The sequence below is a fragment of the Hungatella sp. L36 genome (assembly GCF_014288035.1).
Map to the genome: position 1 here is coordinate 58,444 of NZ_JACOPC010000001.1, position 26,075 is coordinate 84,518.

Below are 26,075 nucleotides of genomic sequence, written 5' to 3' on the forward strand. Positions count from 1 at the left end.
GCGTTTTTCTTTGAAGTGTTTCTATTTAAAACAAATATAGCATAGTAAATGATAAAAAACAATACATAACCACAATGTTTCAAAATAAAACGATATTTCTTGAAAAAATAGCGGCAGAATTCTTGAATATTCCGGATTTAATTGGTATTATTAAACAAACAGAGGGAAAGAAAGAAACTGTAAAATATGAAATGTTCAAAAATGAAACAATAATAGGTGGGTAGACAAAATGATAAAACTTCTTGTAATTGCAGACGATTTTACAGGAGCCCTTGATACCGGAGTGCAGTTTGCCGGGAAAGGAATGACGACGAAAGTCCTGAATTATTTTCCTGAGGACGAGGAGACACTGAAACGGCTACAGGCGGAAGTGCTGGTGATCGATGCACAGACAAGACATCTGGAGGGCCAGGAAGCGTACCGGAAGGTTTTCGATGTGGTAAAGAGGGCGGGAGATGCGGGAGTTCCTTATATTTATAAGAAAACGGATTCCGGACTCAGAGGAAACATCGGAAAAGAGCTGGAAGCAGCACTCCTGGCCAGCGGAGAACAGTATCTTACGTTTATCCCGGCGCTGCCGGCCATGGATCGGATTACAGTCGGCGGAGTCCATTATGTGGAAGGGGTTCCTATTCACGAGAGCGTATTCGGACGCGATCCTTTTGAACCGGTGGTATCGCCCAGCGTGGAAGCGTTGTTTTGCGGTGTATCAGTAAAAACCGTATTGTATCAGGAAAGCGAACACTACGAGAGAGGCAGGGGTAAGGAGATTGGAATCTTTGACGCGTCGAGTGAAGCGCAGATAAAAAAGATTACAGAGGATTTGATGAAACAGAAGTGTCTGGGCGTCATGGCTGGCTGCGCTGGTTTTGCATCGGTGCTGGGAGATTTCCTGAAATTGGAAATACGTAAGGTGGAAATTCCTGTTATAACAGATAGGATGATCATTATCTGCGGAAGCATAAATGAAATTACAAAGAGGCAGATTGAGTATGCGGAACAGAACGGAATGAAGCGGATTACCATGACGCCGGACCAGCAGTTTACTCCAGGATACTTAAGCTCTGAGGAAGGAAAGAGATGGCTGTACGGTCTGAAGCGGGATTGTGAAGCAGGAATCACCTGTGTGATCGAAACGGGGATTTCCGACACGAAAAAGGTGACGGAATACCGGAGGGAGAACCACATTCCGCTGGAGGAAGCGCGGGTGACCATCTCGAAGACACTGGGAGAGATCTTGAAGCAGCTTCTGGAAATGGGGCTGGACGCCACCTTCATGATTATTGGCGGAGACACGCTGGCAGGATTTATCACCGAGATGCGCTGCGGCGAGATCACCATTTACCAGGAGCTGGAGCAGGGAACGGTCCTGTCCTCAATACGGACGGAAGGAAAAGAGCAGTGGATCATCTCGAAGTCGGGTGGCTTTGGGGATCGGAAGCTTTTAATGGAAGTGGAACAGCTGGTGAAACTTAGTGCTGCGTTGCGCAATGAATCGTGATACAGCACAAGTTTTTAGGGGGGAGGAAGAAAATGCCGGATCAATATTCAATTACAATGCCGGGAGCTGTCTACAGCGGCCGGGGAGCGCTCCGTAAGATCAGAGAAATTACGGAAGGAAGATTTAAGAAAGCAGCCCTGTTTACAGATCAGGGAGTGGAACAGGCCGGTCTGTTAAAGATTCCGCTGGAAATTTTAAATGAGGCCGGGGTAGAGACGGTGGTGATCACAGATCTGCCCGCCGAACCGAATTGTGACGAGGCGGAGCAGGTAATGGAACGCTTTCGCCGGACTGGCGCCGATTTAATCGTGGCCGCAGGCGGAGGAAGCGTCATGGATGTGGCAAAACTGGCTTCCATTACGGCTGACGGTTCTCTGACAGTCAGACAGCTGCTGGAAGATCCGGGGCTTGGAAGAAAGTGTGTTCCAACGCTCATGATTCCAACGACAGCGGGAACCGGTTCTGAGGCTACGATGAACAGCATTGTGGCGGTGCCGGAAAAGCAGTTGAAGGTCGGTATCGTGAACCCGGAGATGATCCCGGATTACGTGATTCTGGATGGCAGCCTTTTAAAGAATCTTCCCAGGAAGATCGCGGCAGCTACGGGAGTCGACGCAATGGCGCACGCGGTGGAATGCTTTACTTCGAATAAAGCGAACCCTTTCAGCAACCTGTTTGCGAAGGCGGCTGCAAAACTGATTTTTGATAATATCGAGGCGGCGTGTGATGATCCGGAGGCGGAAGAAGCGAAGACAAATATGTTAATTGCCGCATTTTACGCGGGCGCTGCGATTTCCTCCTCAGGGACCACCGCGGTACATGCCCTGTCCTATCCACTGGGAGGAAAGTATCATATCCCCCACGGTGTTTCCAATGCCATGCTGCTGCTCCCGGTTATGCGGTTTAACAAACCGGCTTGTCTGAAGGAATTGGCAGAACTGTATGATACGGTTGTTGGAAAAGAGCTGCAGATAACAGACGAGGAAAAGGCGGACAGGCTCCTGGAACGCATGGAGGAGATTATCCGGCGGCTGGAAATACCGTCCTCTCTGTCGGCATTCGGGATTGGGACGGATGCGTTGGAAGAGCTGGTGAATGCCGGAATGGATGTAAAACGGCTGCTGAATAATAATAAGAGAGAGATAACACACGAGGATGCCCGCAGACTGTATTTAGAAGTAATGCATGGATAGAATGGGGCGCGGCAGACTTGATACGAGAGAGGGGAAATTTGATGACTGTCCTGAAAGGTATTATTCCTCCCATCATCACTCCGATGAATGAGGATGAATCCATCAATGAACCGGAACTGAGACGGCAGGTGAACCGCCTGATCGAGGCGGGGGTACACGGACTGTTTCCGTTCGGAACAAACGGAGAAGGCTACATATTGACTGAAAAGGAAAAAGAGCGGATTCTGTCCGTTGTAATAGAGGAAACGGACGGACGGGTTCCTGTCTATGCGGGAAGCGGATGCATCGGAACGAAGGATACCATCCGGATGTGCCGGATGGCGGAGTCGCTGGGGGCGGATGTCCTGTCTGTGATCACGCCGTGGTTTGCCAAAGCGTCCGATGAAGAGCTGTATGAACATTACTGCGCGGTGGCAAAGGCTGTAAAAATCCCGGTGGTCCTCTATAACATTCCGGCAAGAACGGGCAACAGCCTTTCTCCGGCGCTGGTAGAGCGGCTGTCCGAGGTCGACAGCATTGCAGGAGCCAAGGATTCCAGCGGCAGCTTTGACAATATGCTCCAGTATCTGGAGCGAACGAGGGGGAAGGACTTCACGGTGCTTTCCGGCAACGATTCCCTGATATACTGGAACCTGCTTGCAGGAGGCGGCGGAGGCATCGCAGGCTGTGCCAATGTCTATCCGGGGACGATGACGGCAATCTATGAGCGGTTCATGCAGGGAGATTTAGAGGGAGCGAGAGAGGCTCAGGACTCCATTCGTTCCTTCCGGGATTGCTTCAAATACGGAAATCCCAATACAATTGTAAAAACCGCGGTTGCAATGCTGGGGTATCCCGTCGGTAAATGCCGCGCACCGTTTGACCGAATCTCCCCGGAGGGACTGGAGGCCATAAGACGTGTAATCGATGAAAACCGGGAAGCTGGGATGGAGTAGAAAGGAACGAAACTATGAGACCATTAATTGGCATAACACTCGGTGATCCGGCTGGAATCGGTCCGGAGATAACAGTGAAAGCACTGGCGGATCACCCGGTCAGTGAAAAATGCCGCCCTTTGGTGATTGGAGATGTCCGTGTCTTGAAGAATGCGGCACAGATAGTCGGCAGACGGTCGATCCGGATCAATGGAATTGAAAATCCGTCTGAAGGAGAGTACCGTCCCGGCTGTATCGATGTCATAGACATGAAGAACGTGGATCCGGAGACGCTGGCCATCGGCAAGGTGTCCGCCGTAGCGGGGGAAGCTGCCTTTCAGTATGTAAAAAAGGCTATCGGGCTGGCTATGGCCGGGGAGGTGGATGCGACAGTAACAAATGCCCTGAATAAGGAAGCGCTTAATCTGGCGGGACGTCACTATTCCGGACATACGGAAATCTATGCGGAGTTCACCGGAACCGAAAAATATACGATGATGCTTGCACATAAGAATCTGCGGGTGGTACATGTGTCCACCCATGTAGCCTTGAGAGAGGCGTGTGACCGCGTGAAAAAAGACCGGATTATAGAGGTGATCCGGATTGCGGAACAGGCGTGTAAGGACATGGGAATCGGGAATCCGCGCATTGGGGTCGCGGGCCTCAATCCCCACTGCGGTGAGAATGGACTGTTTGGAAGGGAAGAAATCGAAGAGATTATTCCGGCTGTTGAGGAAGCGAGAGCGGAAGGCATCAATACAGAGGGCCCGATACCGGCCGACACCATATTTTCAAAAGCCCGGGGGGGCTGGTACGATGTGGTAGTTGCCATGTATCACGATCAGGGCCACATTCCACTCAAGGTCGTCGGATTTGTATACAATCAGGAAGAACAGAAATGGGACGCGGTGGAAGGGGTGAATATCACTCTGGGACTTCCGATTATAAGGACCAGCGTGGACCATGGAACGGCCTTTGATCAGGCCGGGACCGGAACTGCAAATGAACTTAGCCTGCTGAATGCGATCGATTATGCAGTGAGATTTGCGGAAGGCAGGATAAAAAAATAATAAAAGAATAGTGGAGGAGGAAATTAATTATGAAGGTGAAACGAATTATTTCTACAGTATTATGTACAGGAATGCTTCTCGGCTCTCTGACCGGATGTGGTTCAAAGACAGAACAGCCCGCGAACAGCACGGGAGGAAACAGCGGCACGGAGAGTACGACAGCGCAGGAGTCAGGGGATAAGGCGGAAAGTGGTTCGGCAAGTTTCAGTTATAATATGCCAAACCGGTATAAGGTGTGGCTGGAAGATTTGAATTACTGGAAAGATATGCAGGAATTGTCGGGTGTGAAGGTGGAACTGGTTGACAGCGGTGAAAGTGATGACAGCTATTATCAGAGTATTGACTTGGCAGTAGGGTCTGGAACGCTGGGCGATGCAGCTATTGTACGACAGTCCCAGGCTGCTGTCTATGGAGCACAGGGGGCGTTTATGGATTTGAGGCCCTTGATCGATGAAAAAGCTCCTAATATCAAGGCGTATATTGAAGCTAATCCGGATTATGCGGCGATGGTGACTTCAGAGGGCGGGGCCATATATGGACTTGCAGTAGAGAATCCGCTGTATACGAATCTGACATTCTACAGAAGCGACCACTTTGAGAAAGCCGGCATTACGGAGCTGCCTGCGACTATCGATGAATTTACAGAAGTTTTAAGAACCTTAAAGAGTCAATATGGTTCAGGAACCGGATACTATCCATGGGTTGGAAGAGAAGGCTATCTCCATTTTGCAGAATGCTTTGAGTGCAACGATACGATCGATGAGAGCGGAAAGGTCCATGGTGTCTATAATGGCGGTAATGGTTACGATATCTATGCCGACGGATTTAAAGACCTGGTAGCATGGTATCATACGCTTTATAGTGAAAAACTGATCGATCCTGAATGGGTAGCGGGAACCGGTACGGAAGAAGAGTGGCAGACTAAATTCCTTACTGGTAAGGGCAGTGTCTCCGATGATTTCTTCTCAAGACCTACCTGGTTTATCAGTAATGGCGGGCCGGATAATGACCCTGATTATAATATTGAAGTGATGGATTTATTCAAAACCAACTCGGGAGACACAGCGCATCGTTTTCAGAACTATGTAAATCTGGATCGTTACCTTGTTATCTCAGAAGCTTCTAAAAATGCAGATTCGGTTATGCAGTTTTTGGACTGGCTGTTTTCTGAAGATGGGCAGCAGGTCATGCATTATGGTATAGATGGAATTAACACGGAAAAGCAGGCAGATGGAAGCTATAAATGGATTGCAGATTTCGCAGTGGAAGCTATCAGACCGGTTGGTGAACCGAATATCGGAGTATATCAGGATCGTTTGACATTCCCATACCCGGTAGACAATAAGTCCTATTATGAATCACTGGACAGCAGAGTACAGGCTTACTGTACCGACTATTTTGATCAATACGCCTCCTATTCCAAACAGCTGATTTATACAGAAGCACAGCAGGAAGAGAGAAGCAATTTAATGGCGAAGTACAATACGGAATTTACAGCCGGCGTACTGAGCTTTGTAAAAGGCGATACGGAACTGAATGATGAAAACTGGAAGGTATTTCTGGATAAGATGGAGACAGCCGGATTCTCACAGATTAATCGTATTGACCAGGAAGCATGCGATAGCATGCAGTAGAGAAAACTGAGCGGATCGCCGCCTGGATAACAACGGGCGGCGAAAAGCTTCATATCAGCGGAGGGATAGATTATGAACAAAGGAAAGAGCGGAACGTCAGCCCCTCATATAGCCATTCGACAGGAAATAAAAAACTGCGGCATGCTGTGGGCAATCCTGATACCGGGACTGCTGGTTCTCGTGCTGTTTAAGATAGCGCCCTTATTTGGCCTTGTCATAGCATTTGAAAAATACAGCACATTTAAAGGTGTGTTTGAAAGCGAGTGGGTAGGATTTGCTAATTTCAAACAGATTTTAAGCGATCCTTATACCTGGAAGGTGGTAAAAAATACTATTTTGCTGGCTTTCTGGACTCTGGTGGTTTCCTTTCCCATTCCTATTATATTTGCCCTGCTGTTAAACGAAATGAAGGGGCATCGTCTGAAGAAGATGGTACAGTCAATCAGTTTTTTTCCATATTTTATTTCGGTAGCTGTGGCGGTCAGCATACTGACCAGCTTTACCTCTCCGTCTGATGGGATTCTGAATCTTCTGCTGAATAAATTCGGCATTGATTCCATTCATTTTATGGCAGAATCAGGCTGGTTTCGTCCCTTGTATGTATTCTTACACGTATGGCAGAACTTTGGATATGCTGCGATTGTCTATATCTCGGCCATGACAAGTATTGATCCGGGGCTCTATGAGGCGGCTTCCATTGATGGAGCAGGCCGTTTTAATAGGATCCTGCATATTACCATGCCGGCTCTGATTCCCATTATTGTTACAATGTTCATCGTAAATCTGGGTTCTATTCTATCTGTGGATATCAATAAAGTACTTTTGATGCAGAATCCGAGTACATATGAGACTTCCGATGTACTGCAGACCTACGTTTACCGTATGGCTTTTGGAAGCACAGGTTTTCCCCAGTACAGTCTGGGAACAGCGCTCAGCCTGATTCAGTCTCTGATTGCATTTGCACTTGTCATGACGACAAACTGGATTTCCAATAAGGTGGCCGATACAGGCGCGTTTTAAGGAGGCATGTATGAAGAAAAAGAGAATAACCTTATTTGACTGTATCAATTATATCATCATGGCTGCCGTACTGGTGGTGTGCGTGTATCCTTTTCTGTATGAGCTGGCAGTATCCTTATCCGACGGAAAAGCAGTGGCGGCGGGCAAGGTTACCATTGTTCCCAATGGTTTTAACTTCCATTCCTTTAAATATGTTTTGACGGCTTCCAGACTTGGCGTTTTAAGCGGTCTGATTAATTCCGTTCTGTATTCTGCGATTGGTACTCTGGTAGCAGTAGTCGTCACGTTCATGACAGCCTATGTTCTGACAAGAAAGAAATTTCGTGCCAGAAAGGTGATTATGATGATGTTTATGGTTACGTATGTGTTTGAAGCAGGACTGATTCCTACCTATATCATCCTAAATGGACTTGGTTTTGTCAATAATCCGCTGGTCATGATCATTCCGGCAGCTATCAGCACTTATTTGCTGATTATTATGAGAACATTCTTAAGCCAGGTGCCCTCCTCTTTGGAGGAAGCAGCACTGATGGATGGCGCGAATGACTGGCAGATTATGATGCGGATCTACTTTCCGATATCCAAACCGGCTATTGCAACGATCGCACTGTTTTATCTGGTACAGAAGTGGAATGATTTCCTGACACCTCTTATCTATTTGAAGAAGGAAATTTTAAGACCTTTGCAGCTGGTGCTCTATAATTTTACTGTTACGACAAACGGACTCGGATCTCCGCTGGAAAATGTGTATGTAGACGGCATTATGCTTTCCTATAGGACTCTTACCGCGGCGATTGTTATTATTACAATTGTCCCCATATTATGCGCCTATCCGTTCGCACAGAAATATTTTACGAGCGGCCTTATGGTCGGTTCGGTGAAGGAGTGACAGAGCATGAAATACCAGTACGAAAATCTGCGGTATGAAGGCAGGGCGCTTCGGACGAGGAGCGGCAAGCTGCTTCTTGGGCCGGCAGGCCGCAGGCTGTTTGTGGATTATTTAGATCGAGTGCCGGGCTTTTCAGGAAGAATTGACTTTATTCATAAGGTTAATTTAACGGAAGCGTTTCATATGGAAACCGTTCCGGAAATTTGTTTTGACGGCGCGGAGTCTGTCTGGTATCCGTCCCATCTTCATATGGCATATGAGACGGATTTGATTCGCTTTCAAGAAGAAAAGTTTGTAACGGAAGACGACATGGCTGTTTCATGCCAGACCTGGGAAAACAGGGGGAATGAAAACCTCACACTCTGTCTGGCTGTTAATCCGGAACAGTGTGAAGCCGTATATGGAGAGGTGAAAATTTCGGAAGAGGACGGTTCCGGATACGTGGCGGAGGAAATCGAGATAACGACTCCGGTGACACCTCATGGTTACCGGGTATTCTGTCTCGTAAGAGCAGCGGGGATCACTCCGGGCCGGCCGCTCATTCTGACTCCGGGTGAACGTGTGTCATTTACTGTCTGTGCTGCCTTTGGAAATGCGGAAACGGAAAGGCCGGAGGATGTCAGAAAACGATTGATGTGTTATTTCGCCGGAAACAAACAATTGACAGGAAATATATATCTGGAACGTCAGATAGAGGAATACAGCCATTTTTACGATACGGTTCCTGAATTTGAATGCAGCGATGCAGTGCTGAATAAAACATGGGAGTATCGCTGGTATATCCTGAAGAATTCCTGGGCGGAGCCAAACTATGAAAATATTCATCACGGTGTTATGTATGAAGGCCGGTCTCATAAGATGGGAAAGACACCATTCCGGTGTGAAGGCTGGGAATTTACCAGGCTGATTCCGCTTTCCACACCCCTTCATATCATGGACTTAAGATGGAAGAACGATACTGCAATGGTCATGGAAATGATTCAGAGTCTTTTAGACAGTCAGGAAGAAAACGGGGAAGATGATCTCTTCCGGGTGCTGGCAGTAGATGAAATCGGTCCGGCATACAGTAATTTTGCTGCATGGGCTATTTATCAGTTTTATCTTCTTCATGGGGAGACGAGGCCAGATGGTAGGCTGACGGATAGTCTGGAACGCTATATTGAAGCACACGACAGACTCTATGGGGCAGAAGAGGATGGTCTTCAGATAGAGAGAATTCATCAGAGGACCGGAAAAGAGTATCAGCCTAGCTATTGGTATTTCTCTGGTTATCCGGCGGATTATAAGAATCCGGATACATATACGTGGCTGAAACGGGTGGACAGAAGTGTCTATCACTACCTGAATATTAAAGGACTGGCTGGCTTATACCGCTTGCGCGGTGAAGAAGCAAAGGCAAATTTACTGGAAGAAAAGGCGGAGAAGCTGTGTTGTGAAATTAATAAAAAGATGTGGGATGAAGAGACATCATTTTATTATGATCTCCATTATCTGACCGATGAAAAGGCACTGGTTAAGAATATTGTTGGATTCTATCCACTGTGGGCAGGGATGGAGGGCGCTGGAAAAGAAGGTATCTTTACATCGCTGTACCGGAAAGACGAATTTGGACAGGAGGCAGGACTGCCTTCGGTATCCGCGGACTGTCCGGCATATGCTCCTGCCGGGGGCTGGATGGGGCAGTATATCAAGGGACGTGACGGCTGTGTCTGGTGTGGTCCCAGCTGGCCTTATACCACGGGAATTATTCTTGATATGCTGGGAAAACAAAGCAAAAAAAGAAACCATCTTCTGGACAGGCTGTTTAAAGACCAGCTTCACTTATATGCATTACAGCATTTCCGCGATCAGGACATCAGAAGACCATGTCTTGTGGAACATTATAATCCGGAGACAGGAGAGCCTCTCAGTGATGAGATCGATTATAACCATTCTTTTTTTATTCAGCTTATTATGGAACATGTTCTGGGAATTGGCGTATCGGAGCATGAAATTACGATCGATCCGGTAGATATTGGTCTTACTTACTTTAAAGGAGGACCTGTTTCTGTCCGTGGTCATGAATTGATTGTAGAGTATAGGAAAAATGAGTATTTCCGTGTGGAATTCGATTCCCGCAGTGTGGCAGAGAAAGAGAAGCTGGAACGGGTTTTAATTCCTTTATAGTGTGATACAGCAGAGAAAGGGAAATTACTATGAGAGAGTATTTGCGTTTAAATACACTTACGGAAGATGGTTATTTATATTGGAATCCGGCGAGAGAAATGGCAGAAGCGCTGATCTCCAATGAGCCATACAGAAGCTGTCATGCCGCTGATTTACTGGAACTGAATAATGGGGATCTGCTTTGCTGCTGGTTTGCCGGAAGCAGGGAAGGAAATGCAGATATAAGTATCGTAATGTCACGATTGAGTGCGGGAGAAAACAAATGGACAGATCCGGTTAAGGTGACGGATGATGTTGTGAAATCAGAGCAGAATCCATCTCTGTTCCTTACGCCTTCTGGGGAAATCTGGCTGGTTTATACGGCACAGGACGCAAAAAGAACGGAAATGAAAAGTAACTTCAATCTTCAGTACACTGCTGAAATTCGATGTAAAATATCAAAGGATGGCGGGTACTCATGGGGAAAAGAAGAAGTATTGTTTTCCAGAAAGGGTTCCTTCTGCCGGCAAAAAATACAGATCTTGTCGGATGGCAGGTGGATTTTTGGAAACTGGCTGTGTTTTGACGATGATACGCGCAATGGAAGCGATGTGACGGTTATGCAGATTTCCGATGATCAGGGAAAATCCTGGAGAGAGATTCCGGTAGCAGGAAGCAGAGGACGTGTTCATGCCAATATCGTGGAATTGTCACCAGGGCATTTAGCTGCATTTTTCCGAAGCCGGTCAGCTGATTTTATCTACCGTTCTGTTTCGAATGATCATGGTGAAAGCTGGACGGAACCGGTAAGAACATCGCTTCCCAACAATAATTCCAGTATATCGGTGATCCGGCTTAAGAATGGACATCTGGCCGCTGCGTTTAATCCGGTGCATTTTAACAACGATCCTGAAAAGACTGTCTGGCCGGCGGTTCGGTGTCCGGTGGCATTTGCCGTATCAGAGGATGGGGGTGAGACATGGCCGTATGAGCGGATTGCAGAACCGGGAGAAGGATTCATTGGTGCTCAAAATGAGATATATAACCGCAGATATGAATATCCGGTGATTATGCAGGGCAGAGACGAAATGATTCATGCAGCGTGGAGCTGGGGGGACAGAGCTTGTATAAAATACGTATGCGTGGACGAAAAATGGATTTTGTGTCGCTAAAATAAAGCGTGGAAATACCGACTCCAAACGGTATTCCCACGCTTTTCCCACTATAAATTACTCTTCGTAGACATCATCGGCACATTCACCCGCATCGCATTCTCATTATAAAAGGTCTTATAATCGGACGGCGACATGCTGCAGAATCGGTGGAAGACGCGGTTGAACTGGGAAAAGCTGGAGAAGCCGATCTTTTCCGCGATGTCAGTGATCTTTAAGCTGGTGTTTAGCAGCAGGTACTGGGCGTTTTTGACGCGGGTCTGCTGGATGTACTGCACGACGGTGAAGCCGGTCACCAGCTTGAACTGGTGGGACAGGTAGAAGGAGCTGATAAAGAATTTGTCGGCCAGGTACGCCAGTGAGAGATCCTCGTTATAGTGCGTCTGTATGTAGTTGGTGATGGTATATATTTTCTCTTTGATGCTTCTCTCGGAATTGTATTCATAGAGATTTTCGTTCCGCATCTGGTAGAGCGTGAACAAAAATTCTGTGAATTTGTTGTTAATCATCATATTTCTGATGGCGGGATCTTCTACGGTGTGGCTTAGTTCCGTAAGCTGGTTGATGAGCTGGAACAGCGTTTTCTGGCGCTCTAAGTCAAAACGGAAAATCGGGACCGGATCATTGAAGATAGACAGAATTCTGTCATATCCTTCCGGGTGGAGCAGCAGATGCTTGGGAACCATGAAATTGATGATGATGCGGTCGCTGGGAGGACCCGGTAAGTACTCCGTCTGATGCAGGATGGCCGGAGCCAGCAGGACGATATCATTGTTTATGATGGAGTAAGGTTTTCCTGCGATAAAATGATACGCCTTCGGACTTAAGAGAATCATGATCTCGTAAAACATGTGCATATGCGGGAAAGACATGTTCACAGAGTAGGAACGCGCATCGTAATCAAAATAGTAGCAGATGGAATTTTCCACCGGGGTTTTCAGTTCATTGATGATGATTGAAAACCCCTTTTCGTAGTTTAAGACGGAATCAGGGTATGGTTTCATCATAAAGTTTCTCCTTTACTTTAGTGCTGCATTTTAATCGCGCAATTCAAAACTAACTCTATTTTACTATAAATCGGGAAAAAAAGCAAAATACGTAATATAAAAATGATAAAAAGAGCAAGAAGGGAATAGATATTGCCCTGTATTTTCTATATACTCTACTATGAAATAGAGAATAAGACAGATCGAAAAGCGGGAGGATATGGATAAATAAATGAAGACGTGGAAAAAAGCAGTTCCATTTTTGTGTTTTGCGGTTCTGATGTTCGGGCTGGGTTCCAGCGATTCGCTCAGAGGCATATTTGCCCCTGTGTTTCAGAACCGGTATGCGCTCAGCGATACCCAGCTGTCCCTGATTGTTACCATCAGCTATGTGGGAAACCTGTTGTTTCTGAGTCTGGGCGGAAAGCTTCTGGATACGTTCGGGCGGAAAACGGTGGTACTGTCGGTGACGGCAATCTGGGTGCTGTCCATGCTGTTAAACGTGGTGTCCGACAGCTATATCTGCATTCTGATCTCCATGTTTTTTGCGCTGGGAGCATCGACACTGTTAAATACCACAGTAAATATTTTAACGCCGGTGGTTTTCAGCGGATATGCGGGTCTGATGGTAAATATTTTCTTCTTTATCCAGGGAATAGGAACCAGCGGCAGCCAGTTTGTGCTGGGACGGTATGGGCTCAGCTATCCCGGGTTTAAGGGCGTGAGCTTCCTTCTGCTTCTGATCGGAGCGGCCGCAGGCTTCCTTCTTATTTTAATACCGTTGGGTGGAGAGAAGCAGCCGGAACACCTGCAGTCCAAAGGTAAAACGGAAGCCCCCGTCACGCAGGCAAATCCCAAACCGGCAGTATTCATTCTCCTGTGCACCATGATAGGCTTTTACTTCATCGGAGAGCACGGAATCATGAACTGGCTCTTTTCGTACTGTATTCAGGCGTTCCAGCTTCCAAGCGGCAAAGCCTCGGTTTACCTATCCCTGTTCTGGGGCGGCATGACGGCTGGGCGGCTGATCTTTGCGCCTGTGGTCCAAAGACAAGGAACGGTGAAAAGTATCCGGATCTTTGGAACGGTGGGAACACTGCTGTTCTGTGCGGGCATTTTGATCGGGGAAAATGGAATTCTGCTTCTAAGCATATCCGGTCTGGCAATTTCCGTGCTCTACCCGACCATGGTGCTGCTGATTCAGCAGATCTATCCGGCCGAGGTAGTGGCGACCAGAACAGGCGCGATTATCAGCGTGGCGACGGTTGCGGATATTGTGTTCAACCTGTTCTTCGGGGTGATCACGGGGGCGATCGGATACCGGTTAAGCTTTATGATACTGCCGGCCTGTATGGTTGGATTTAATATCTGTTACATGGCACTGCAAAAATATATTTGGAGGAATGTGGAATGAAACGTTATATAAAACACCTGATGAAGGGCGCTGAGATCAGAACCGATAACTTTTTAAGAAGCCAGGATAAGAATCCGGAGAGCATCCAGTATGGTGGGATGCACGGTGATGTGGCGGAGGCGAAGACGACCATCTACCATATGGCCACGGCGCTGTCTGTCTATTTTAAGGAGGACAGCAGATTTTACCAAAACGAAGCACTGTTTGACGCGATCAATCTGGCCTGCGGCTTTGTCCGGAGAATGCAGCGGGAAAATGGATCGTTCGATTATCCTACCTGCAACTTCCAGTCCGCCGCCGATACTTCCTTCTGCTTTAAGAGGCTGATCCTGGGGTACCGTCTGTTAGACAAATACGGAACCGGCGGAGATAAGACAGAGGTCCTGAAGAGAAAATATCTGGTTATCATGCAGGAGGCGTTAAAGGCAATCCGTGACGGCGGATTCCACACGCCGAATCACAGATGGGGCATAACCGCGGCGCTTTTGCAGGGAGCTAACTTATTCGCAGAGGACGAGGCGTTCGCAGACAGCCTGAGAAAACGGGCGGCCCAGTATCTGGCCGAGGGAGTCGATGAGGATGAGGACGGCGAGTATGCCGAGCGTTCCACCGGTAATTACAATGCCGTTGTCAATAACGCCATGTTTGCCATTGGACAGGAGACCGGCGAGGAGCTTTATTACGACTACGCAAGAAAAAATCTGAAGATGATGCTTCTCTATATCGACCCGGACGATACCATTTTCACACAGAACTCGTCCCGTCAGGATAAGGGAAGGGCCGAATATGCGGACAAGTACTTTTACCAGTACTTATACGCGGCGTGCCTGGGGGACGACGGAGTCTTCGATGGTGCGGCGCATAAGATCGTGAAGGATAATATGGAACGCGGGGATATCGCGCCGGACTGCTTCCCGGTGATTATGACACACGATGAGATGATGAAGCATGAATTTACGGAATACGGATTTGCGGAATCCTACCGGAAATACTTCAGACACTCGGGCGTTCTCCGGGTGAAAAAAGAGGAGTATACCTACACGGTTCTGAATGGAAAGAGTTCCTTCCTGTTTTTCAAGACGGGAAGTACGGCTGTTTGTGTGAAGATTGGCGAGAGCTGCTGCGAGAAGCGGAATTTCGTCCCGAAGACGATGGAAGTGAACGAGCAGGGCTGCGTGCTGAGCGAGACGTTTGACTCCTGGTACTATCTTCCCTTTGACGAGCCTCAGAACACCTCCGACTGGTGGGAGACGGACCAGACGAAGAGGAAGAAGCTGCTTCCGGAAAGGCTGAACACGAGGCTGGAGATCCGGGAGCTTCCCGAGGGGCTGGAACTTCATTTAAAGGCAGATGGCTTAAAGGGGCTTCCTCTCCGGTTGGAGATCTGCATACCCGCGGGGACAACGGTTGAAAATGAACATTTTTATATGAAGGCAGAGGCCGGAAGCGGCATGATTCTGCGGGATGGCTGTTTACAGGTGAAGGACAGCGACAGAGAGCTTGTCATGGGACCGGGATTTGGAAGCCATGAGTTTAAAGGACATTATTCCGGGGAAGAGGTCAACGATTCCGGATTTACGGTGTACTGCAATGAGTATACACCACTGGAGAAAGTATTTAAAATTTGTGTAAAACATTCATAATAGCCGTTTTGAGCAAGATATGCAATACTTTTACTCTATTTCTAACAATAATTGCATAGCTTGCCAGAATGATTGGCTATATAATATAGATAGTTTAAGGAGACAGCGAGATGATGATGAAAAATAATCTGGAAGAAAAGAAAGACATGCTTTTGGAGGAAATTACAGAAAAACTGGAATGTCTCATCAATGGATTTGAAAAAGTTCTTTACGATGATGATGATATTTTCCTTCAGAACATGAAAACCGATAACCTGGCAGGAGATGACGTACAGAAATACCGTTTCTGGGAATGGACTCAGGGAGTCGGGCTGTTCGGGCTCTGGAAGCAGTTCGAGGAAAACCGGGACGAAAAGGCGCTTGCCATGCTGAAACGGTATTACGATGAGCGGATTGCCGACGGCCTTCCATCCTGCAACATCAACACCACGGCACCCATGCTGACACTTACATATCTGTATGAATACACAAAGAATGAGACTTACGGGGAGACTTGCAGGGAATGGCTTAAAAAGGTTTTGACCGAGCTTCCGAGAACGAAGGAAGGCGGATTCCAGCATCTCACCTCCGATACGCTGAATGAACAGGAGCTTTGGGACGACACTCTGTTTATGACCATTCTCTTTATTGCCAGAATGGGGAAACTGATGAATGACAGGGCGTGCATCGAGGAGGCCCAGTATCAGTTTGAACTCCACAAAAAGTATCTGGAGGACCGGAAGACAGGGCTGTGGTTCCATGGATGGACCTTCAACGGCAGGCATAATTTCGCCGGAGGGCTCTGGGGAAGAGGCAACAGCTGGGTTACAATCGCGATTCCGGAGCTGATCGGGATCCTGGGAGACGACTGCGAGCCGGTGATCAGGAGGCTTCTGACCGAGACTCTCTTAAACCAGGTGGAAGCCTTAAAGACCTACCAGGCGGATAACGGAATGTGGCATACGCTGATCGACGACAGTGATTCCTATCTGGAGACCAGCGCAACGACCGGCTTTGCATACGGTATGCTGAAGGCGGCCCACATGGGACTGATCGATGAATCCTTTGCAGAATGCGGAATGAAGCCGCTGGGAGCTGTGATGGATTACATCAGCGAGGACGGCGTGGTAGGACAGGTATCCTACGGAACCCCGATGGGAAGGGAAGAGAAGCAGTTTTACAAGGACATTGAGATCCGTCCGATGCCTTACGGGCAGGCGATGGCGATTCTGTATCTGATTGAAGCGAGAAAAGAGCTGACAAGGGAGGTAAAATAATGGCAAATACGAACACGGCGGGGGCTGTGCCTGCCAGAAGAAAGAAGAGGGACACGCGCCAGCTTTGGGCATTTGGTTTCTGTCTGCCCAATATCCTGTTCTTTCTGGTATTCTTCGTAGCGCCTGCGATAGTAGGTGTCTGGTACTCATTAACCAATTACAATGGGTTTAAGCAGATGGATTTCGTCGGGCTGAGCAATTACATCAAGCTGTTTCGGGATCCGGAATTCTATAAGACCCTGTGGCAGACGATCCTTTATTCCATCGTTTCCGTGCCTCTGGGCTACGCGGTGGCGCTGGGACTGGGACTTTTACTCTCCTCAGAGAAAATCAAAGGCATCACGATCTTAAGAATCCTGATTTACTGGCCGATCCTGCTTTCGACCATCATGGTCGGCCTTACCTGGAGATGGATCTTCGGCGAGAGCTTCGGCCTCATCAACTACCTGCTTCAGTGTATCGGGCTGGACGGAATCAAATGGGCGACAAATCCGACGGCTGCCTTCATTACCACGATCATTGCGGGCATCTGGTCCGGATGCGGAACGAATATGCTGATCTTCATCGGGGCGCTCAAACAGGTTCCGGGAGAGCTGCTGGAAGCGGCAAATTTAGACGGGGCAAACAAATGGCAGTCATTCAAGCATATTATTCTGCCCCATTTAAAACCGGTTTCCTTCATGGTCATCATTCTCTCCGTGATCTCCTCTTTCAAGGTGTTCGCCATGGTGCAGACCCTTACGAACGGAGGTCCGGGTACGGCCACGACATACATGATCCAGTATATCTATACAACCGGCTTTACCAAGAACAAGGTCGGATACGCGAGTGCCGTTTCCATGGTGCTGTTTGTAATCCTGCTGATCCTTTCTTTCGTACAGACGAAGGTCAGCGACAAGAGCAATGATTAGGGAGGTGGAGAAAAGTGAAAACTGCAAATAAAGTTTTAAAATATGTGTTCGCATTTGGTTTCGCCATTCTCTGGATTTTCCCGGTCATATGGCTGATTATCAGTTCCTTTAAGGATGGATCGGAATTATTTAATTATCCACTGACCATACTGCCGGAGCATTTTACACTGGAGAATTACACGACTGCGCTTCAGCAGTTTGATTTAATCCGATACACCAGCAATACCGCATTTATCACAGTGGTTGCCACGGTTATCACCGTTTTAATGAGCTGTATGTGCGGCTACGCGCTGGCAAAATATAAGTACAAATGGCTGAATGTCCTGTTTATGTGTCTGCTTGCGACGACCATGCTGCCGACCGAGGTCATTATGAGCCCAAGCTTTACCGTATTGAATACCCTTGGCCTTTACAACAGCCTCTGGGGCTGCATCATACCGACCGTAGGAACCATGACCGGCGTATTCTTAATGAGGCAGTTCTTTATCACGGTACCGACAGAGCTCATGGAATCGGCGCGGATCGATGGCGCTAATGAAGGATCCATCTTTGTGAGAATCATGCTCCCGATTTGTAAACCGCAGATAGCGATTCTGGCGATCTTCAGTTTCCAGTGGAGATGGAACGACTATATCTGGCCGCTGCTCGCACTCAGTGATCCGAAGAAATATACGCTTCAGCTTGCACTCAGGACGCTGTCCGGTGCGGAGGCGGTCAACTGGACGGTTCTGCTCTCTACAGCGGTTCTCTCCATGATTCCGATTCTGATCGTATTTATCGTCTTCAATAAACAGATTATGAACGCCAACATGTCGTCCGGTGTAAAGGGATAACCGGGAAACGGCGGCAGAAATTAAGGAACAATGTGAAAAACAACAAATTTTATAATGAAAATCAGGAGGAAATGATTCATGAAAAAAAGATTACTGACAGGCGCAGTGTGTTTATCACTGGCAGGAATGACAATGCTGACAGCGTGCTCCGGTAAGGAGTCCGCAAAGAAAGGAAACGTGGAACTGGAGATTCTGCTTGCCGACGATACGCTGGAAGGCGGTGCGATGAAGGCTGTCGTAGAAAAGTTCAACGAGGAGCACAAGGACCAGGGCGTAACCGCATTTGTCAATGAGATTGCATACGCCGATATGGAGACGCAGATCAAGAACCGTGCAAAGGCAGGCAATCTGCCGGCGATCTGCAAGATGTCAAACTTCGATACGTATATCGATTACGTACTTCCGCTGGACGACACCTCCCTCGATCCGGACAACTTTAACCGAAGCGGCGTCAGGAACGGCAAGCTTTACGGTACAGATGTAAATGATACGGCAGTAGGTATGGTCATCAATAAGACAGCCTTTGATGCGGCGGGAGTTTCCTATCCGACCACATCAGAGGAACGCTGGACATGGGACGAGTTTTCCGCGGCAGTAAAAGAGGTAGCGGAAAAGAATGAGAAGATCACGACTCCTTTCGTGATTGACCACTCTCAGCAGCGTTCCGGAACCGTGCTCTATCAGTTCGGCATGAAGTATTTCGATCCGGACGACTCGACAAAGGTCACCTTCAGAAGTGAAGATACGAAAAAGGGTGTGGAATTCTTCCTCGATATGTTTAAGGAGGGCGGCATTTCCAAGGCATCCATCGGTACCGGTGCAGAGAATGCACAGGACGTATTTAAGACAGGTACGGTAGCGGCCCATATGGCTGGCAACTGGGTTATCTCAGATTATACACAGAATATTAAGGATTTCGAGTGGACACCTGTTCTCATGCCGTATGAGAAGGAAAAGGCAACCTGTCTGGGCGGCAACTGGCTGTATGCATTCGATGGCTCAGGCATGGAGGACCAGGCGAAGAAGTTTCTGGAATGGTTCTATCAGCCTGAGAATTACTCCCTCTACTGCCAGACCGGCAACTATCTGCCGGGAACGAAGGACGTAGAAGTAGACTATGAGATCGAAGGAATCAACATTTTCAACATGGAAATCGCAGAGTCGATCAATCAGCCTCAGTATGACCAGTCCATCACAGAGCAGGAGCACAGCGGTGAAAATACGGGAAACGCACTGCGCGATGCACTCGACCGGGCGATCGCAGGCGAGCTTGACGCGGACGGCGTCATGGATTACGTAGTGACTCAGTTCCTGGAGAACCTTTCAGGAGTTCACGAGTAAGCGAAAGTTCAATGCAATTTGAATACTTATCATCAGGCACATGGGATATGAAAGCTTCTTTCATATCCCAGTACTGCATTCAGGGAGAAAAATCATGGAATTAACGTATCAGATCGGATATGACGAGACAATCAGCAGATGGAATGTGACAGCCATGGGGAAGGAACCATTCAATTCCCCGAAGAAATCCTTTGAGGCCGAGGTGAACATGGAGGAATCCTATGTTCAGGTGGTGTATCCGGTCAGAGAGGCATTTTTAAAGGAAGAAAGGATCCAAAAGGCGGCCCGGTATGACGGCCCGTACGAGAATCTTTATTTCCCGTTTGAGAATAACAGAATTGACTTATCCACGTTTCTCCACACGCCCCATTACATATACGTCCATGCGAAGGCGGGCGTGCGCGCGGCGGAGGAGGGAAGCTATCCGTTCGATCTCTATACCTGCGGCGGAGTCAGAGTGTGGGTGAACGGCGGGGAACAGGCCTGCTATACGCCTTACACCAGAAATATCGCGGGCCACACCCGGGTGAACCTTTTCCTGAAAAAAGGCCTTAATGAAATCAAGGTTTACGCGGATGAATTGGCGGAACGGGATGTCTTCTTCTATTTTGAACTGCGGTATAAGGGCGTTACACCGGTGGAAGGCAGTGTGGAAGTGACCGAACAGCCGGAGGAGATAAAAAAGGCGGAGGAAATCTTAAAGAGCTGCTATTTTCAGCAGGACATGTATACAGAGGGAGAGGTTCGGCTCTGCTATGACCGGACGCTTTTGGACGGCGACACCAGGGTATACTTAACTTCAAGTCCCTGCGGAACCGGAATGCAGCTTTCCGATATAGAACATTCGGAAATGACGCTGAAAAAGGATGAGGATTACCTGGTATTTGCTGAGACAGAGGAAAGCAGCATCCGGCTTTCAAGAATCTCCGTCTGCTTAACGGTGGGGAACTACGTGGTACCGAGAAATTTATTCGTCGGGATCATTCCGAAAAGCCGGATCGTGCTGGAACCGGCGGCGGCGATCGGGGAGAGGAAGCAGCAGGCCCTGGAATTCCTGGTGAAGAACGGCGAGATCGGTTTCCAGTCCGTAATCACCTCCCTGGAGCTGTTAAAGGGCTGGAATGACAATGCGGAGAAGGGCTTTGATCTGGCCTGCAAAAAAGTCGAGCGCCACGACGACTGCGCGGACTTCAGCCTCGCGCCATTTACCCTCTTGATGACCCGCTACCGGAATCTTCTGACGCCGGAAAAGGCGGAGCGGATCAAAGCGATGGTGCTGAATTTCCGGTACTGGATCGACGAACCGGGAAATGACGTGATGTGGTATTTCAGCGAAAATCACGCATTCCTGTTCCACGTTTCCCAGTATCTCTGGGGCTGTATTTTCGGGAAAGAGACATTTACCGTCAGCGGCAGAACGGGAGCGGAGCAGTCTGAAATCGGGAAGAAACGGGTGCTTGCATGGTTCGACAACTTTTTTGCCTACGGTTACGCGGAGTGGAATTCGGCAACCTATATTCCCATCGATCTAATCGGATTTTTCAGCCTGTATTTGAACGCTCCCGATGAGGACATCCGGCAGAAGGCTAAAAGGGCGCTGGATTTCACCATGCAGGTCATCGGATTTAACTCCTTTGAGGGTGTGATGAATACTACCTACGGAAGAATTTACGAGGAGACCATCAAGACGCGGCTCCAGGTCGAACCGAATTTTGTGAGCTGGGTGTCTACGGGGAGAGGCTACTGCACCTATTACGGCAATGCCACCTGTTTATACGCCATCAGCGATTACGAACCGGAGGACTACGAAATGGAATGCCGTCCCCAGCCAGGACAGGGGGTGGCCATGGAAAACGACCAGGGAATCGCAGGGGTGAAGATCAACATTTACCGGACCGGAGAGTACTTAACGGCGGGAGTCAGACGGTTTAAGCCATTCCGTCACGGCCATCAGCAGCATCTGATGAATGTAGTATTCGGAAAGGAACGTCCGGCGATCTTCTATGTCAATCATCCGGGTGAGCGGGTCTTCAGCGGGGAAAACCGTCCCAGCTACTGGGCGGGCAATGGAACCATGCCGTGGATCGAGCGGTACCGGAATTTAACGGTCATGGTGTTTGCCATCGATCCGAACGAACTCGTACATTACATCCATGCCTACACGCCGGTCTATGAGTATGAAGCGTATGCCTGCGACGGCAGCTGGTTCTTTGCAAAATCCGGTGACGGATATCTGGGAAGCTGGTTTTCCAACGGGTACGAGATGACGGCCTATGGAGCCAACACGGAGAAAGAACTGGTATCACGGGGATTAAACCATGCCGTGATTGTAAAATGCGGGTCGAAGGAGGAGTTTGGCAGTTTCGAGGCATTTCAGAAGAGCTTAAAAGAGATGGAAATCGAATGGAACGGGGATCGCAGCGCTGCGTTTACAGACAGCCAGTATGGGGAAATCCGGGTGAGAGACGCGGAAGAATTCCTGGTTGACGGCACGGCAGTATCGGTGGAACCGGCAAAGGGATTCCGGTTCCTGCGGACGAAACTGTAGTGGGGGGATGCGGCTGCGGTGCGGAAAGCCTTTCGGCTCCTCCATACTCACGCATCACTGACTGAATCGAGTCCTTCCAGGTTAAAAGGCGGCGTATATTCTTCTTTTGCGCTGCTTTTTTCCTGCATAAAACCATGGACAAGTCCCAGCTCAATGGCGGTATCGACTACCTTGTAGTACTCATACGATGTAATGCGGCGGTTGATCTCCGGAAAACTGCCGCTTTTATAAAATGGGGTGTACTGGCTCATCAGGCTCACATCGAATTTCCCTTCCGGAAGATGTTCCTTCATCCAGTGCAGCAGCAACATGGAATCGTCCTTCGCCCCGGGCAGCACCATGTGGCGTATGATGACTCCCTTTTTCATTAGTGTGCATGCGGGGGCATCGGGGGTTTCCGGATCCTGAAAGGAAGTGAATTCGGGCGTCCCGGTCTGCCGGATCATCTGCAGAATGGCGGCCGATGCCTTTTCAAAGTAGTCAGGCGCCTTGCTGTAGCGGGCGGACAGCCGGGAACTGTAGTATTTCAAATCGGGCAGCCAGATGTCCACGTAGCCCTTAAGGGCTTTTACCACCTCTGTCCGTTCATAGCCGCCGCAGTTATAGACCACGGGGATGGAAAGCCTGGGCTTTACGAGATCCAGGGCGGAGATGACGGAGGGGAGATACTGGGTGGCGGTGACGAGATTGATATTGTGAGCGCCTTCATCCTGAAGGCGAAGAAAGATATCGCCAAGCTGCCGGACCGTGATCTCCTTTCCCAGTCCCTCCTGACTGATGGGGTAATTCTGGCAGAAGCAGCAGCGAAGGGTACAACCGGTGAAAAATACTGTGCCGCTTCCGTGGATTCCGCTGATCCACGGCTCCTCCCACTGGTGAAGGGCCGCCCGGGCCGCCATGACGGTATCGCCGCAGCCGCAGAAGCCCTTCGCTCCAGCGGTGCGGCGGTCGGCCATACAGCTCCTGGGACAGAGCGTGCAGGAATCATATTGGGAAATCAAATCCATCGTGAACCTCCTGTATTTGACAAAATCACTTTTCTACATTAATATAGTAAACAATATACATAAAAAAAGCAAGTGAACAGGTGATAACACATGGAAAATCAAGAGAGAATAAGAGCATTGAAGTACGCATTTCCCAGGACGGTGCCGGTGATGGCGGGATATCTTGTGCTGGGAACCGCCTATGGAATTTTAATGAACATCAACGGTTTCGGTATCTGGTGGGCCCTCGCCATCAGCGTGTTTGTCTACGCGGGGAGCCTGCAGTATCTGGGAATTACATTTCTGACGGCGATGGTGAATCCCATTTACGCATTTTTAATGTCCCTGATGCTGAATGCCAGACATCTCTTTTATGGCCTTTCCATGCTGGACAAGTACCGTGACGCGGGGAAATTAAAGCCGTATCTGATCTTTGCACTGACGGATGAGACATTTTCCATCGTATGCCATGAGGAGCCGCCGAAGAGCATTCCGAGATACTGGGTCTGCTTCTGGATCTCCATCCTGGACCAGTGCTACTGGGTGGCGGGAACCGTCATCGGTGTGCTGCTGGGGAGTCTGATTACATTTGATACGACAGGACTGGATTTTGCGCTGACTGCGCTGTTTGTCGTTATATTTACAGACCAGTGGAAGTCGGGCAACGGCCATAAGGCCGCATTGACCGGTGTGGCGGCATCGGCGCTCTGCGTACTGATCTTTGGCCAGAGCGCATTTATCATACCGGCCATGATTCTGATTCTGGCTGCGATCACATGGGATTATAAGAAGAACGGAAAGGAGATGGAGGCATGAGCGGACATACTGTACAGGGAATCGTGATTATCGCTGTGATGGCGGCGGCCACACTGTTCACAAGATTCCTTCCCTTTATTCTGTTTCCGGCAGGAAAGAAGACTCCTAAATATATCAGTTTTCTGGGAACAACACTTCCCTATGCTACAATCGGGCTTTTGGTGGTATACTGTTTAAAAGACGTTAATTTTATTTCCTGGCCGCATGCGCTGCCGGAGATAATATCGGTCGCGGCGATCGTGCTTCTCCATGTCTGGAAGGGCAATTCACTTCTGAGCATCGGAGCGGGAACCGTGATCTACATGGTGCTTATACAGGGAGTGTTCGGATGAACAAAAAATCAAAGGTTGTGAAAACGTACGGGGCCGTTCATAAGAGGCGGCTTCCGGTTATACTGGCGGTCGCGGCGATCCTGGTGGCGGCAGGTATCATCATAGGCATGAATATCTATGATGAGTACCACACGTACCGCAGCAGCGAGGCGACGGAATTTGAGATGACGGCAGAGGAGAAAAACGGACTTCTGCTGACCTCAGAGACGAAGACGCTGCTGGGAAAGGTCTACGCGGGCTTTACAGTCTGGGATGCGGAAAGCGGCGAGCCCATCTACCAGTGTCCCGATCTGTATCTGGTCAGGGATCTGGCTTCCATCAGCTGGGGGGCGGAGGAGGAATCTGTCGTTCTGACACAAAAGGATGGAAGCAGCGTGATCTATGTCCGGGCTGGAGACAGGTGGGAGAAAGAGAGCCGGTAGCCAATGGAAAAAGTGAGCCGGCAGCCGGGCTTCCCGGCGACCGCTCAATAACCCTCCGGAAGGGACTTCTGCTCCCTGAATTCCTTCGGCGATAGGCCGAATTCCTTTTTAAACGCACGGTAAAAACTGGTATAATCTGAAAAACCGTACTGATGGTACAGCTCACCAAATGGAATCCCTGACAGGATTCCATTTTTGCTTGCCTGAAGACGCTTCTTCAAGATGTACTGATGCAGAGAGATTCCCATGTTGTCCTTGAACACGTGGGAAATATGGTATTTGCTTGCATAGAAAAATGACGCCAGGTGGTCAAGGGACAGATCCTCATCTAAATGGTTGTTGATATAATCGCAGACATTTAAATAGAGCACATTTTCATAGACAGCGGGAACCTGGTGTAAGGAGTCGTAGGTAATCCGGTTTAAATGGAGCAGGAAGGAACAGACCATTAAATGGGCGGAGGTCTCACGAAACGGTTTGTTCCCCCTCATCTCCTCAATCATGTCCAGAAGTCGTCCCTGGAGATCCTGAAAGATGATAAAGTCTGTCCGGAAATGGTACTGCTTTTTTTCCTCCACCTGACGGAAGCTGTAGGCAAAATCCTCAGATCTGGCCACCAGCGCCTCGTAATAGGGGCGGCTGATCCAGAGCACGAATCTTCGGTAGTCCTGTCCGGTGGAATGGAAGATGGGATGGTGCCTCGTCTCCGGCGGGATCATTAAATAGTCGCCGTACTGCAGCTCGTACCGGTTCCCGTCCACCTCATAGGTCACGTCTCCGTTCAGGAAAAAATAGATCTCATAATAGGGATGGGTATGATCCACCACATGATCGAGATCGATGTCATTGTAAAAAAATACCTCAAATTCCCCGGAATTCATGTATTGTCTGGTATTAAAACCGGTAGATAATTCTTTTTTCATGTGAAAACCTCCAAAGACAGTGTGTGTAGCATCCTGTTCCTTAGCTATAGTATAGTAGAGAACCGCAACTTTTGCAATGTGAACGGCAACTAAATCCATGGTATTCAAAACAGAATTTGTTATACT

The 26,075-nt window shown here is 48.7% G+C and carries 22 protein-coding genes; 19 read left to right on the forward strand and 3 right to left on the reverse strand.

Annotated elements, in window-relative coordinates; translation table 11 throughout:
• Positions 1-229 precede the first annotated feature (229 nt).
• The 9 genes from H8S80_RS00260 to H8S80_RS00300 all read left to right on the forward strand — a co-directional run bounded on the left by H8S80_RS00260 (position 230) and on the right by H8S80_RS00300 (position 11,538).
• Positions 230-1,501: a four-carbon acid sugar kinase family protein gene (locus H8S80_RS00260; RefSeq protein ID WP_117631369.1), complete on the forward strand. Its 1,272-nt coding sequence runs from the start codon at positions 230-232 to the stop codon at positions 1,499-1,501.
• 32 nt (positions 1,502-1,533) lie between these two features.
• The gene (locus tag H8S80_RS00265) at positions 1,534-2,694 is read left to right on the forward strand and encodes an iron-containing alcohol dehydrogenase (RefSeq protein WP_117631371.1); all 1,161 of its coding nucleotides are present in this window, start codon (positions 1,534-1,536) and stop codon (positions 2,692-2,694) included.
• A gap of 41 nt (positions 2,695-2,735) precedes the next feature.
• Positions 2,736-3,629 carry a 4-hydroxy-tetrahydrodipicolinate synthase gene (gene dapA, locus H8S80_RS00270; protein WP_117631373.1) on the forward strand — a complete coding sequence of 298 codons (894 nt, stop codon included), beginning with the start codon at positions 2,736-2,738 and terminating at the stop codon, positions 3,627-3,629.
• A gap of 14 nt (positions 3,630-3,643) precedes the next feature.
• A complete protein-coding gene (gene pdxA, locus H8S80_RS00275) occupies positions 3,644-4,678 on the forward strand; it encodes a 4-hydroxythreonine-4-phosphate dehydrogenase PdxA (protein ID WP_117631374.1) in 1,035 nt (344 codons plus the stop codon).
• A gap of 29 nt (positions 4,679-4,707) precedes the next feature.
• Positions 4,708-6,312 (forward strand): extracellular solute-binding protein, encoded by a 1,605-nt coding sequence (locus H8S80_RS00280; protein WP_117631376.1) that lies wholly within the window; start codon positions 4,708-4,710, stop codon positions 6,310-6,312.
• A 72-nt stretch (positions 6,313-6,384) separates the two neighbouring features.
• On the forward strand, positions 6,385-7,332 hold the full coding sequence (locus tag H8S80_RS00285; protein WP_117631378.1) for an ABC transporter permease: 948 nt from the start codon (positions 6,385-6,387) through the stop codon (positions 7,330-7,332).
• Between the two features lie 10 nt (positions 7,333-7,342).
• The gene (locus H8S80_RS00290) at positions 7,343-8,221 is read left to right on the forward strand and encodes a carbohydrate ABC transporter permease (protein ID WP_117631381.1); all 879 of its coding nucleotides are present in this window, start codon (positions 7,343-7,345) and stop codon (positions 8,219-8,221) included.
• A 6-nt stretch (positions 8,222-8,227) separates the two neighbouring features.
• On the forward strand, positions 8,228-10,387 hold the full coding sequence (locus H8S80_RS00295; protein WP_117631383.1) for an MGH1-like glycoside hydrolase domain-containing protein: 2,160 nt from the start codon (positions 8,228-8,230) through the stop codon (positions 10,385-10,387).
• A gap of 29 nt (positions 10,388-10,416) precedes the next feature.
• The gene (locus tag H8S80_RS00300; RefSeq protein WP_117631385.1) at positions 10,417-11,538 is read left to right on the forward strand and encodes a sialidase family protein; all 1,122 of its coding nucleotides are present in this window, start codon (positions 10,417-10,419) and stop codon (positions 11,536-11,538) included.
• Between the two features lie 50 nt (positions 11,539-11,588).
• Here the strand turns inward: H8S80_RS00300 and H8S80_RS00305 are convergent, their stop codons facing one another.
• On the reverse strand, positions 11,589-12,545 hold the full coding sequence (locus tag H8S80_RS00305) for a helix-turn-helix domain-containing protein (RefSeq protein ID WP_002600883.1): 957 nt from the start codon (positions 12,543-12,545) through the stop codon (positions 11,589-11,591).
• Between the two features lie 211 nt (positions 12,546-12,756).
• Between H8S80_RS00305 and H8S80_RS00310 the strand changes: the two genes are divergently transcribed.
• From H8S80_RS00310 to H8S80_RS00340, 7 genes are all read left to right on the forward strand, one after another.
• Complete coding sequence (locus tag H8S80_RS00310) at positions 12,757-13,938, forward strand: MFS transporter (protein WP_002600882.1); 1,182 nt, start codon at positions 12,757-12,759, stop codon at positions 13,936-13,938.
• On the forward strand, positions 13,935-15,581 hold the full coding sequence (locus H8S80_RS00315; protein ID WP_117631387.1) for a prenyltransferase/squalene oxidase repeat-containing protein: 1,647 nt from the start codon (positions 13,935-13,937) through the stop codon (positions 15,579-15,581). The genes H8S80_RS00310 and H8S80_RS00315 overlap by 4 nt, the downstream gene beginning before the upstream one ends.
• Before the next feature lie 110 nt (positions 15,582-15,691).
• Positions 15,692-16,837, forward strand: coding sequence for a beta-galactosidase BglB (bglB, locus tag H8S80_RS00320; RefSeq protein WP_117631389.1), 1,146 nt, complete (start codon positions 15,692-15,694; stop codon positions 16,835-16,837).
• Positions 16,837-17,748 carry a carbohydrate ABC transporter permease gene (locus H8S80_RS00325; RefSeq protein ID WP_117631391.1) on the forward strand — a complete coding sequence of 304 codons (912 nt, stop codon included), beginning with the start codon at positions 16,837-16,839 and terminating at the stop codon, positions 17,746-17,748. Before bglB ends, H8S80_RS00325 begins: the two co-directional genes overlap by 1 nt.
• A gap of 14 nt (positions 17,749-17,762) precedes the next feature.
• Complete coding sequence (locus H8S80_RS34075) at positions 17,763-18,581, forward strand: carbohydrate ABC transporter permease (RefSeq protein WP_002600878.1); 819 nt, start codon at positions 17,763-17,765, stop codon at positions 18,579-18,581.
• Positions 18,582-18,659: 78 nt separating this feature from the next.
• Positions 18,660-19,922 (forward strand): ABC transporter substrate-binding protein, encoded by a 1,263-nt coding sequence (locus H8S80_RS00335; RefSeq protein ID WP_029465621.1) that lies wholly within the window; start codon positions 18,660-18,662, stop codon positions 19,920-19,922.
• A gap of 94 nt (positions 19,923-20,016) precedes the next feature.
• Positions 20,017-22,470 carry a hypothetical protein gene (locus tag H8S80_RS00340; protein ID WP_117631393.1) on the forward strand — a complete coding sequence of 818 codons (2,454 nt, stop codon included), beginning with the start codon at positions 20,017-20,019 and terminating at the stop codon, positions 22,468-22,470.
• A gap of 47 nt (positions 22,471-22,517) precedes the next feature.
• On the opposite strand, the gene H8S80_RS00345 is transcribed toward H8S80_RS00340, so the two are convergent.
• Positions 22,518-23,477, reverse strand: a complete 960-nt coding sequence (locus H8S80_RS00345; protein ID WP_117631395.1) for a radical SAM protein — start codon at positions 23,475-23,477, stop codon at positions 22,518-22,520.
• Between the two features lie 90 nt (positions 23,478-23,567).
• Here H8S80_RS00345 and H8S80_RS00350 point away from each other — a divergent pair, with 90 nt between their 5' ends.
• Genes H8S80_RS00350 through H8S80_RS00360 form a run of 3 tightly spaced genes read left to right on the forward strand, consistent with a single transcriptional unit; the run spans position 23,568 to position 25,026 of the window.
• Complete coding sequence (locus tag H8S80_RS00350; RefSeq protein ID WP_002600874.1) at positions 23,568-24,272, forward strand: AzlC family ABC transporter permease; 705 nt, start codon at positions 23,568-23,570, stop codon at positions 24,270-24,272.
• Complete coding sequence (locus H8S80_RS00355; RefSeq protein ID WP_025530351.1) at positions 24,269-24,604, forward strand: branched-chain amino acid transporter permease; 336 nt, start codon at positions 24,269-24,271, stop codon at positions 24,602-24,604. Before H8S80_RS00350 ends, H8S80_RS00355 begins: the two co-directional genes overlap by 4 nt.
• Positions 24,601-25,026: a hypothetical protein gene (locus tag H8S80_RS00360; RefSeq protein ID WP_117631397.1), complete on the forward strand. Its 426-nt coding sequence runs from the start codon at positions 24,601-24,603 to the stop codon at positions 25,024-25,026. The genes H8S80_RS00355 and H8S80_RS00360 overlap by 4 nt, the downstream gene beginning before the upstream one ends.
• A gap of 44 nt (positions 25,027-25,070) precedes the next feature.
• On the opposite strand, the gene H8S80_RS00365 is transcribed toward H8S80_RS00360, so the two are convergent.
• Complete coding sequence (locus H8S80_RS00365) at positions 25,071-25,949, reverse strand: AraC family transcriptional regulator (protein WP_002600871.1); 879 nt, start codon at positions 25,947-25,949, stop codon at positions 25,071-25,073.
• Positions 25,950-26,075 lie beyond the last annotated feature (126 nt).

Bases quoted from the DNA above. Each gene is read 5' to 3' on its own strand.
- H8S80_RS00350 (WP_002600874.1), top strand. From the start codon at position 23,568: ATGGAAAATCAAGAGAGAATAAGAGCATTGAAGTACGCATTTCCCAGG.
- H8S80_RS00285 (WP_117631378.1), top strand. From the start codon at position 6,385: ATGAACAAAGGAAAGAGCGGAACGTCAGCCCCTCATATAGCCATTCGA.
- H8S80_RS00355 (WP_025530351.1), top strand. From the start codon at position 24,269: ATGAGCGGACATACTGTACAGGGAATCGTGATTATCGCTGTGATGGCG.
- H8S80_RS00365 (WP_002600871.1), bottom strand. From the start codon at position 25,949: ATGAAAAAAGAATTATCTACCGGTTTTAATACCAGACAATACATGAAT.
- H8S80_RS00260 (WP_117631369.1), top strand. From the start codon at position 230: ATGATAAAACTTCTTGTAATTGCAGACGATTTTACAGGAGCCCTTGAT.
- H8S80_RS00295 (WP_117631383.1), top strand. From the start codon at position 8,228: ATGAAATACCAGTACGAAAATCTGCGGTATGAAGGCAGGGCGCTTCGG.
- H8S80_RS00300 (WP_117631385.1), top strand. From the start codon at position 10,417: ATGAGAGAGTATTTGCGTTTAAATACACTTACGGAAGATGGTTATTTA.
- H8S80_RS00310 (WP_002600882.1), top strand. From the start codon at position 12,757: ATGAAGACGTGGAAAAAAGCAGTTCCATTTTTGTGTTTTGCGGTTCTG.
- H8S80_RS00290 (WP_117631381.1), top strand. From the start codon at position 7,343: ATGAAGAAAAAGAGAATAACCTTATTTGACTGTATCAATTATATCATC.
- H8S80_RS00325 (WP_117631391.1), top strand. From the start codon at position 16,837: ATGGCAAATACGAACACGGCGGGGGCTGTGCCTGCCAGAAGAAAGAAG.
- H8S80_RS00305 (WP_002600883.1), bottom strand. From the start codon at position 12,545: ATGATGAAACCATACCCTGATTCCGTCTTAAACTACGAAAAGGGGTTT.
- pdxA (WP_117631374.1), top strand. From the start codon at position 3,644: ATGAGACCATTAATTGGCATAACACTCGGTGATCCGGCTGGAATCGGT.
- H8S80_RS00265 (WP_117631371.1), top strand. From the start codon at position 1,534: ATGCCGGATCAATATTCAATTACAATGCCGGGAGCTGTCTACAGCGGC.
- bglB (WP_117631389.1), top strand. From the start codon at position 15,692: ATGATGATGAAAAATAATCTGGAAGAAAAGAAAGACATGCTTTTGGAG.
- H8S80_RS00280 (WP_117631376.1), top strand. From the start codon at position 4,708: ATGAAGGTGAAACGAATTATTTCTACAGTATTATGTACAGGAATGCTT.
- H8S80_RS00345 (WP_117631395.1), bottom strand. From the start codon at position 23,477: ATGGATTTGATTTCCCAATATGATTCCTGCACGCTCTGTCCCAGGAGC.
- H8S80_RS00315 (WP_117631387.1), top strand. From the start codon at position 13,935: ATGAAACGTTATATAAAACACCTGATGAAGGGCGCTGAGATCAGAACC.
- H8S80_RS00360 (WP_117631397.1), top strand. From the start codon at position 24,601: ATGAACAAAAAATCAAAGGTTGTGAAAACGTACGGGGCCGTTCATAAG.
- dapA (WP_117631373.1), top strand. From the start codon at position 2,736: ATGACTGTCCTGAAAGGTATTATTCCTCCCATCATCACTCCGATGAAT.
- H8S80_RS00340 (WP_117631393.1), top strand. From the start codon at position 20,017: ATGGAATTAACGTATCAGATCGGATATGACGAGACAATCAGCAGATGG.
- H8S80_RS00335 (WP_029465621.1), top strand. From the start codon at position 18,660: ATGAAAAAAAGATTACTGACAGGCGCAGTGTGTTTATCACTGGCAGGA.